This window comes from Rhodococcus sp. YH1, assembly GCF_009939605.1.
Lineage (GTDB): Bacteria > Actinomycetota > Actinomycetes > Mycobacteriales > Mycobacteriaceae > Rhodococcus > Rhodococcus aetherivorans.
Genome location: NZ_WVTE01000095.1, coordinates 1 through 8,782, shown reverse-complemented (window position 1 = coordinate 8,782; position 8,782 = coordinate 1). Strand labels below are relative to the sequence as shown.

General features: G+C 68.2%; 8 protein-coding genes. 1 reads left to right on the top strand and 7 read right to left on the bottom strand.

Annotated features, from left to right (window positions below; all coding sequences use genetic code 11):
* Nucleotides 1-61 precede the first annotated feature (61 nt).
* The 7 genes from AIIKEEIJ_RS09140 to AIIKEEIJ_RS09110 form a co-directional block, all read right to left on the bottom strand.
* Nucleotides 62-1,297: an aminotransferase class I/II-fold pyridoxal phosphate-dependent enzyme gene (locus AIIKEEIJ_RS09140; protein WP_161995504.1), complete on the bottom strand. Its 1,236-nt coding sequence runs from the start codon at nt 1,295-1,297 to the stop codon at nt 62-64.
* Nucleotides 1,298-1,334: 37 nt separating this feature from the next.
* Nucleotides 1,335-2,618: an NtaA/DmoA family FMN-dependent monooxygenase gene (locus AIIKEEIJ_RS09135; RefSeq protein ID WP_202916786.1), complete on the bottom strand. Its 1,284-nt coding sequence runs from the start codon at nt 2,616-2,618 to the stop codon at nt 1,335-1,337.
* A 31-nt stretch (nt 2,619-2,649) separates the two neighbouring features.
* Nucleotides 2,650-3,459 carry an ATP-binding cassette domain-containing protein gene (locus AIIKEEIJ_RS09130; RefSeq protein WP_161995503.1) on the bottom strand — a complete coding sequence of 270 codons (810 nt, stop codon included), beginning with the start codon at nt 3,457-3,459 and terminating at the stop codon, nt 2,650-2,652.
* Nucleotides 3,456-4,454, bottom strand: coding sequence for an iron chelate uptake ABC transporter family permease subunit (locus AIIKEEIJ_RS09125; protein ID WP_202916785.1), 999 nt, complete (start codon nt 4,452-4,454; stop codon nt 3,456-3,458). Before AIIKEEIJ_RS09125 ends, AIIKEEIJ_RS09130 begins: the two co-directional genes overlap by 4 nt.
* A 165-nt stretch (nt 4,455-4,619) precedes the next feature.
* On the bottom strand, nt 4,620-5,804 hold the full coding sequence (locus tag AIIKEEIJ_RS09120) for an ABC transporter substrate-binding protein (protein ID WP_161995501.1): 1,185 nt from the start codon (nt 5,802-5,804) through the stop codon (nt 4,620-4,622).
* A gap of 398 nt (nt 5,805-6,202) precedes the next feature.
* Complete coding sequence (locus AIIKEEIJ_RS09115; protein WP_338020926.1) at nt 6,203-6,853, bottom strand: alpha/beta fold hydrolase; 651 nt, start codon at nt 6,851-6,853, stop codon at nt 6,203-6,205.
* A gap of 94 nt (nt 6,854-6,947) precedes the next feature.
* Nucleotides 6,948-8,396 (bottom strand): pyridoxal-phosphate dependent enzyme, encoded by a 1,449-nt coding sequence (locus AIIKEEIJ_RS09110; RefSeq protein WP_161995499.1) that lies wholly within the window; start codon nt 8,394-8,396, stop codon nt 6,948-6,950.
* 225 nt (nt 8,397-8,621) lie between these two features.
* On the opposite strand from AIIKEEIJ_RS09110, the gene AIIKEEIJ_RS33965 reads away from it, so the two are divergent.
* A partial coding sequence (locus AIIKEEIJ_RS33965) for a WhiB family transcriptional regulator (protein ID WP_338020927.1) occupies nt 8,622-8,782 on the top strand: 161 nt, incomplete at its 3' end.

Genomic DNA, 8,782 nt, shown 5'->3' with positions numbered 1-8,782 from the left:
GCCGGTGGATCGGTTGCCGTGCGCTCATCGATTCGTTGCCCGGAACTATGGCCCGTGTTGCCTACCGTCGCAGCCGTGGCGCCGAGTGAACCTTGCGGATCGCTTCGGCGATGCGCCGGGCCCCGAGCCGGAGGTTCTCAGGGCTCTGGTTGGTGAATCCCAGCCGCAGGCTGTCGGCGTAGAGCCCGCTCGACGCGGGATCGAAGTAGCGGCCCGAGGAGAAATCCGCGCCCAGCGCGTTCGCTGCGAGACGCACGTCTGCGAGATTGATACCGGGGTCGGTCACGCTCACCCACGTGAAGATGCCGCCCCGGGCTTCCGGGACGGACACCAGGTCCCCGGCCTCCGCGGTGAGAACCTCGGCGAGCAGATCCGCGCGCTCGCGGTAGAGCACTCGCGCGGAGGCGACCGTCGCGTCGAAGACCCCCTCCTGACCGAGCAGGTGAGCGACAGCCGACTGCGTCACCAACGACGCATGCTGATCGACGTTGGCGCGTAGCCGCAGCAGAGCCGGGAGCAACCAGTCCGGAGCGACGACCCAGCCCAGCCGCAGTCCTGGACCGAGCGTCTTGGAGAACGTGTTGACCCGCACGACGCGGTCGCTGTCGAGTGGGAAGTCCGGCACGTCCGTGCCCCGGAACCGCAGTTCGCGATAGGGGTTGTCGGACAGGACGACGAATCCGTAACGCTCGGCGAGACCGGTCAGACGACTCCGGTCCTCGGCGGCGAGTGTCGTCCCCGTCGGGTTGTGGAAGTCGGGGATCGCATAGAACAACTTGGGGATGCGGCCCGCCTGCAGGTGGCGCTCGAAGTCGTCGAGGTCGAGGCGGTCCCCGACGTGCGGCACCGGCTGCAGGCGGGCACCGTAGTGATCGAGGACCCGCAGGGCCACGGGAAAAGTGGGGCTTTCCACGGCAACCAGATCACCCGGATCGAGCAGCGCGGCGAAGACCAGGCTGAGCCCGTGCAGCGCACCGTTGGTGACGAGCACCCGGTCCGGATCGACGGCACCGGATGCGTCGCTCTCCCAGTTCGCGATCCACCCGCGGAGGGCCGGGATGCCGGGCGCGCTCGAATACTGCAGCGACTGCACTCCGGCACCCGATGCGGACAGGGCGGCAGCGAAGGCGCTCGCCAGTTCCGCAACCGGCAGCGCCTCGTCGGCGGGAACGCCCCCGACGAGGCGGATCGCGTCGGCGGGCAGACCGGTCGGGGGCGGTCCGAATCCCTTTGCTTCTACAGGCCGAGTGACAAGCCGGGACAGCGTGGACTGGGTAAGGGGTGCAAGGCTGGTCACGCTCGGGGCTCCTTCGGGGATCGGGAATAGGGACGGCTCACGCCGCGCGCACGCGCACGGGAACGTCGGGCAGGCCGAGATTGCCGCGCAGGGTGTCGGCCTCGTACTCGGTCCGGAAGAGACCTCGTTTCTGCAGGATGGGGACGACGTGCCCGGTGAACGCCTCGACACCGCCCGGACCCTGCCCCGGCATGACGATGTAGCCGTCGGCACCGCCCTCGACGAACCACTGCTCGAGGCGGCTCGCGACCTGCTCCGGTGTACCGACGATGCGACCGTGACCCGCGGACCGCTGTTGCAGGGCGATCAGCTGCCGGACCGTCCAGCCCTCGTCCACCGCCAGCTCGCGGAAGACGCCGTATCGGCTCTGCCTTCCCTGCACCGATGCGATCGTCGGCAACCACGCCGGAGGAATCGTCTCGTCGAGCCCGAGTCCGGACAGATCGACGCCGGCCAGCTGCCCTTCGAGCGCGGTCCGGGACGCATCGCTGTAATGAGATTCGAACAACTCTTCGTCGAGCCTGCGGGCCTCTTCCTCGGTGCCGCCGATCGTCGTGCTCACCCCCGGAAGGACGAGGATGTTGCGGGGGTCGCGGCCCGCCGCCGCTGTCCTGGCCTTGAGATCCCGGTAGAACTCCTGCGCCCCGCGCAACGTCTGCTGCGCGGTATACACACCCTCCGCGAAGGCGGAGGCGAAGGCTTTGCCGTCGTCGGACGAGCCGGCCTGGAACAGCACCGGTTGCTGCTGCACCGACGGTGGCAAGGGGAGCGGTCCTTCGACGGCGTAGAACTCGCCGTGGTGGTCGATCGGGACGGCGGTACGGTCGTCCACCCACGAGTTCCACAAGGCACGGACGACGGACACGTGCTCGAGACCCTGCCGGTACCGCGCCTCATGGTCGGGCAGCGGCGCGTCGCCGAAGTTGCGTTCGCCCGCCGTCGATGTCACCGCGTTCCATCCCACGCGGCCCCCCGAGAGGTGGTCCAGTGACAGAAGTTGTCGAGCGAGGTTGAACGGCGCGGTGAAGGTGGTCGAGACGGTGGGCACGAGCCCGATGTGCTCTGTCAGTGTGGCGAGAGCCGAGAACAACGTCAAAGGCTCGGGCTTCGTTGCGAGTTCGGTATCGGACGTCAGGCCGTCGGCCGCGAACAGCACGTCGAGCTTGGCGGCTTCGGCGGTCCGGGCGAGGCGGGTGTAGTGGTCGAGGACGCGGCCGGGATACCGGACGTCGCCGGGGAGGACCTCTCCGCGGGCCCCGTTGCCGGGGGGATTGGTGAGGAGGCCGAGACGAATCTGCCGGCGGGTTGGTTCTGCTGACACGATTATGATCTCCGTAATGGTTGTCGGGAAGTTACGCTGCGACGGTGGGCGAGTCGAGGACGAGTGCGGCGTCCGGTTCGTCCCGCGGAATCACCTGGACCGACCCGTTCGCGTGGATGATGCTGACTGCGATCCCGTAGATGCGCTCGATCAGTTCCGCGGTGAGGACCTCCTCCGGCGTACCCACCGCGAGCACATGACCGTCCTGGAGGAAGGCGATCCGGTCGCAGTACCGGGCGGCCTGGCTGAGGTCGTGGATCGCGACGATCGCGGCTACCTGGGCGGTCCGCGTGATCCTGCGTGCGAGCCGCAGCGTCTGCAGCTGGTACTTGATGTCGAGAGCGCTGGTGGGTTCGTCGAGGAGCAGGATGCTGGGCTGCTGTGCGAGCGACCGGGCGATGAGCACACGCTGCGCCTGGCCCCCGGACAGTTCGGTCACCGACCGTCCGACGAGCGGGCCGAGCCCGAGCAGTTCGATGGCGCGATCGACGTGCTCCCAATCCTCGGCGGTGGGCCGTCCGGCGAAGTGCGGGGTCCGGCCGAGGACGACGGCTTCGCGCACGTCGAGTTCGAACGACACGTCGATCGTCTGCGGGACGTACGCGACGAGGCGCGCCAGTTCGCGTCGGCTCAGGTTCTCGAGCGCGACGGTGTCGTCCCACCGGAACGAACCCGACGTCGGGGTATGGATCCGGGCGATGTTCTTCAGCACCGTCGACTTGCCGGAGCCGTTGGGGCCGAGCAGGCCGAGCAGCTCGCCCTTGCGTGCGGTCAGGTCGACGCCGTGCAGGATCTTCCGGCGTCCGTAGCCGAAGTGGAGGTCGGTGATGCGCAGGGTCATGACGCTGCCCTTCTCTTGGCGAGGATGAGGTAGAGGAATACCGGCGCGCCGATGAGCGCGTCCACGATGCCGACGGGGATTACCGCCGGATTGAGCACGGTCCGGCCGACCGAGTCGGCGACGACCAGCAGCAGGCCGCCGACGACGGCCGAGAAGGGAAGCAGGAAACGGTGGTTCGACCCGATGAGCAGACGTGCGATGTGCGGGGCGACCAGCCCGACAAACCCGATGATGCCGGTGAAACTGATGGTGACGGCGGTCAGGACGACAGCGAGTCCGATGAGGGACAGCCGGGTCGACGTGACCGGCACGCCGAGACTCTTGGCCGCATCGTCGCCTGCGAACGCGATCGCGTTGAGCGCGCCCGACTTTCGCTGCACGAACGGGTAGACCGCGAGGAACAGAGCCGCGACCATCAGCACCTGGCTCCACACGGCGCCGTTCACCGAACCCCACGTCCACTGCACGATCAACGCGAGTGTCTCCTGGTCGGCGGTGAACTGCAGGGCGGAGGTGGCCGCCGTGAAGAACTGGGTCACCGCGATGCCCAGAAGGATCAGCGTCGACGGGTCGCTGCGCTTGGTGGCGGCCAGGGCGAGCACGAACACGGAACTGGCGACAGAGACGGTGAGCGCTCCGACGACCACCCATGCGGAGCTGGACAGCCCGCCGGTCTCGGCTCCGATGAACACGATCGCGTACGACGCGCCGAAGGCCGCCGCGGGCGCGATGCCGAGTGTGTAGGGGCTGACGAGCGGGTTGCGGAGCAGACCCTGGAACAGGACGCCGGCGATCGCCAGGGCCGCGCCCGCCACCAGGCTCAGCAGAACCCGCGGAACTCGCAGTTCCCACACCTGCAGGTATGTCCGTGCCGTCGCGGCGTCGGCGGGTGGCGTGAACGTCAGTTTCGCCTGCAACGCACCCAGAGCGTCTCCGATGTCGACAGCGCTGCCGCCGAATGTCAGGGCCCACAGCAAGACGACGAGAGTGAGCACTCCGCCCGATCCGATGACGATCCGGCGGCCCCGGTCCGTACGGCTGAACGCACGGAACTCGGCGGCTGCGGAACGGAGCCGGGGGCGATCGGGACCCGACTCGGGTGCTGGTTCCGGCCGCCCTGGAGCGCCGGGTGTATCGAGGACGTCGGTCATGGCGGGTCCCTACGCCGTCTCGTGGTGGTAGTAGTACTCGGTTTCGGGGATGTACGGGGAATGCTGGTATTCCTCGACCCAGGCGCGGAAGTACTGCACCTTGTCCACGTCTGCGAACCGTTCGGGGTAGAGCCAGCTCGCTAGGTACAGCGCGCCAAGCCATTTCGACGCCGAACTGATGAGGTAGTTGTTGGTGATCCACAGGTTTCCGTCGCGGATCGCGGTGAGATCGGCGAATCCCGGCCGGCTCACGATCGACTGTGCGGTGCTCACGAACCGGTCCCGGCTCCAGGGCTGGTAAAAGCCCTGCGGCAGGCCCTGAACGCCGTTCTTGATGATGAAGTCGGGGTTCCGGGCGACGATGTCGGCAGGCTCGACGGTGTACTCGTTCCAGCCGAGTCCGCCGTTGATGAGGATGTCGGAGTAGATGTTCGCTCCGCCGGCGTACCGGATCACCCAGTCCCAGCCGCCGGGGACGCCGGCGACGTAGTCGACGGCCCCCTCGAAGTACACCCGCTTCTTGTCGGCGTCCTGCAGTCCGGCAAGGCGCTCGGAGAGCACGCTCGCGATCGCTCCCGGAATTGCGGCCCGGTACTTCTCGGCCTGCTGCTCCGCGCCGAACAGCTTCCCGAGCAGTGCGACGTTCGTGTCGGAGAGCCGTGGCTCCCACGCCGTGAACACCACGACCTTGATGCCGAACGGCGCGAGCTTGGCCTCTGCCTCCTGCCACGGGCTGTTGCTGCCGGTCAGCAGCACGTCCGGGTTCAGTTCGAGGATCTTGTCGTAGTCGAATCCGCCGGTCTGACCGGCGAAGAGCGAAGCGGACGAGATGCCCGGGAAGCTGTCCCAGTAGCCGGACCAGCCTTCGGTGGTGATCTGGCTGGCGGTTGCGCCGACGATGCGGTCCTCGCCGCCGACGGCCCGGACCAGTTCGAGGATGTATTGATTGCCGCCGAGTCCCGACAGTACGCGCTGAACCGGTAGGTTCAGCGCGATCGTGCGGCCGGTCTCGTCGACGATGGCGCCGACGGCGCCGACCGTGGTCGCGTCGGCCGTCACTTCCGCCGCGTCCGACGACGAGCACGCCGCAAGGGTGGTGCCGCCGAGCGCAACAGCCGTGAGCGCTGCGAGACGGCCGAAGTCTCGACGACTCAGCGCCGGCGCTGACGGGGTGGTTCCGTTTCGGGGTCGCACGGGAGGGTCTCCTCGGAGAAAGTGGGCGAGGCCGGGCCTCGGGGCGGGTGGATTCGTGGTACGTAGCCGGCATCGGATGCGGGTGTGGATCAGGGGCCTGGCGATTGCGTGTTCGAACGAGGAGTCGGAACGGTGCGCAGCGTCCTTGTCGCGATCGGCGAATGTCCGCGAAGGAGGTATCGAGCAGCTACGCGGACGTCCACGAGTGAAATGTCGATGTTGCACTGTCCGGAAGGGTTTCCGTCAAAAACGATTTCACAGTCTGCAGCCGGTCCGGTGGATCGACAAGAGTTTGTCTCGCACCGATTCGAACACCGGTTCGCCCGCCGCCGTCGTCATCGTGTGCGTCGGTGCAGCCGACAGCGCCGCCGGCCGCCGGATGCGCACCGACGTAACGATCAGGGCAGCGGTGGAAGTTCGAGTTTGTCCCTGAACGTATTGCCTACGTGGTCGTTACCCACGACGCCGCGGCTAGCCAGGGCGGCGACGAACCCGGCAGGGTCGTCGAAGTGGACGACGTGCCCGGCCCCGGCGACGACGCGGACGTCGAAACCGCGTTGCACCAGTTCCTCCGCCCGGTCCGGTGGGATCAGCCGGCTCGGGTCGGTCAGGACGAGCAGCGACGGGACCACTGCCTCGTCGACGGGCGCGAGCGTGAACGTTCCGAGGTGGTCGACGATCCTCGGATCCCAGGCGGCGAGCGCGTCGAGTTTGTGACGACGGCTGCGCTCGCTCCACCGCGGCTGCTCACGTTCCAGGTCCTCGAGAGTCCAGTTCTTCTGCCGGCGGAAGGAGTCCGCCACCACAGGGTCGGGCGACAGGATCCATGCCAGGTCCTCGTACACGGCCAGCTCCGGTCGCAACTCACCGACGGCGTGCGCAAGCACGAGACCGCCCAGCGAGTGGCCGATCGCCAGTGCCGGACTCGCCGGCACCGCGGCAACCACGGCCGCTGCCAGCGCCGCGCTGCTGTATCGGTCGAGAGGCGCGCTCCGGCCATGGCCCGGCAGGTCGACGGCGAGCACGTGGTATCCGTGTTCGGCGAGCACCGGGCCCACCTGCCACCACGAGTCGCTGGAATTGCCCAGCCCATGGATCAGGACGGCGGTCCGCGGACCCGCCCCCACTCCTGCACGTGCACGGTCATTGCATCTCCCTCCTTCGGCGAGCGGTCTGTGGTCCGGTGTCGACGGACGCACGGATGGTGTCGGCGTCGACGAGGGCCACGGCGTGTCCGTTCTCGGCGACGACGACCGGGCCGCGATGACCGGCGATACGTCGCGCTGCGGCGACCGAGGGCTCGGTGATCCCCACGACCGGCAGCGGCGGTTCGAGGCGGGAGTCGATCGGATCGTCGCCTGCGGCGCCGGCCAGGGCGCGCGAGGAGACGGACCCGAGGATCTCCGCCACGACGGTCGGGCCGGAGGCGGGTCGCGCCAGGACGACCGGCAGCGCCGGCGCGTCCGCGAGCACGTCCCGGGCCTGCGACACCGTCGCTGTGGACGGGACGCTGCGTGGTGTGTTCCCCCTGCTCGGCAGCGTTTCGACCACGGTGACACCTTCGGTGCCGTGGTAGAGCGGAAACCCGAGCCGGCCCAGCCAGTCGTCGTCGAAGTACTTCGACAGATACGCGCGGCCGGAGTCGGGCACGATCACGACGACGACGTCGTCGGGTCCGAGTGTGCGCCCCACGCGCAGTGCTGCGGCAACCGCCGCTCCGGCGGATCCCCCGACGAGGAGGCCCTCTTCCCGTGCAAGTCGGTGGATCACGGTCAGTGCCTCGGCGTCGGGGATTCGCTCGATGAGGTCGACAACGTCGGGCCGGTACGAGTCCGGCCACTCGTCCACGGCGGTCTGCGGGTGCAGGAAGTGGCCGACGGATTCGACGTACCACGCGCGACCGTCGCCCCCGCCATAGACGGAGGTCTCGGGGTCCGCGCCGACGACGGTCACGGCGCCGGCCGATACCTCGGCCAGGAACTGCCCAGCCCCGGTGATCGTGCCACCGGTGCCGATGCCGGCAACGAAATGCGTGATTCGGCCGCGGGTCTGACGCCATATCTCCGGACCGGTCGTGCTGTGGTGGGCGGCCGGGTTGGCGGGATTGTTGTACTGTCCTGCAAGCCACCCGCCTGGGATCTCGGCCGCGAGGCGGGTGGCGACGTTCCGCACGAACTCGGGGTGGTGGCTGGGCCGGCCCCCCGGTGTCACATGAACCTGCGCCCCGTGTGCTCGCAGGAGCGCGATCTTCTCCGCACTGGTCTTGTCGGGCACGACCACGACGGAGCGGTATCCGAGGGCCGCTGCGATCACGGCCAGACCGACACCGGTGTTGCCGGACGTGCCCTCCACGACGGTGCCACCGGGCTGCAAGGCACCCGATTCCTCGGCAGCACGGATCATTGCGAGTGCCGCACGGTCCTTGACACTGCCGCCGGGATTGAGGAACTCGAGCTTCGCGTACACCGCCGCAGGAATTCCCTCGGTGATCCGGTTCAGCCGGACGAGGGGAGTGTTGCCGACCACGTCGGCAATCGAGTCGTAGACACCGAGGTCGGCGGTATCGGCTTCCGTGCGGTCCACGATGGTCATGCGTGTGCCTTTCGCGCTCACTCGACATACGACTGTGCAGACGCCGAGTCTGTCAGGATGGTGTCTGCGACAACAGGGTTCGCATCATCGCGATCGAATTGCAGATTCGAGGTCGGTAAGATCAGCCCTCCGGCAGGAATCCGCGCGATCGCAATTCTTGTCGGCCACTGCCCGACCGGATTTTACTTCTGGACGAAGTCCCCGATCGGAAGGGTGATCTGATCGATGTCGTCATCTGTGACAACACTTCGGCCGCAGGATACCGAACTGTGGCAGTGGCGTCTGGCCGCGCGCTGCCGGGAAGAGGACGCCGAGATCTTCTTCCCCCCGACCGGCGAGCGCGGGGAGGCCCGCGACAAGCGCGAGGCCCGCGCCAAGGCGCTGTG

Coding starts and splice junctions, on each gene's coding strand:
- AIIKEEIJ_RS09130 (WP_161995503.1), bottom strand. CDS start 3,459: ATGACCCTGCGCATCACCGACCTCCACTTCGGCTACGGACGCCGGAAG.
- AIIKEEIJ_RS09110 (WP_161995499.1), bottom strand. CDS start 8,396: ATGACCATCGTGGACCGCACGGAAGCCGATACCGCCGACCTCGGTGTC.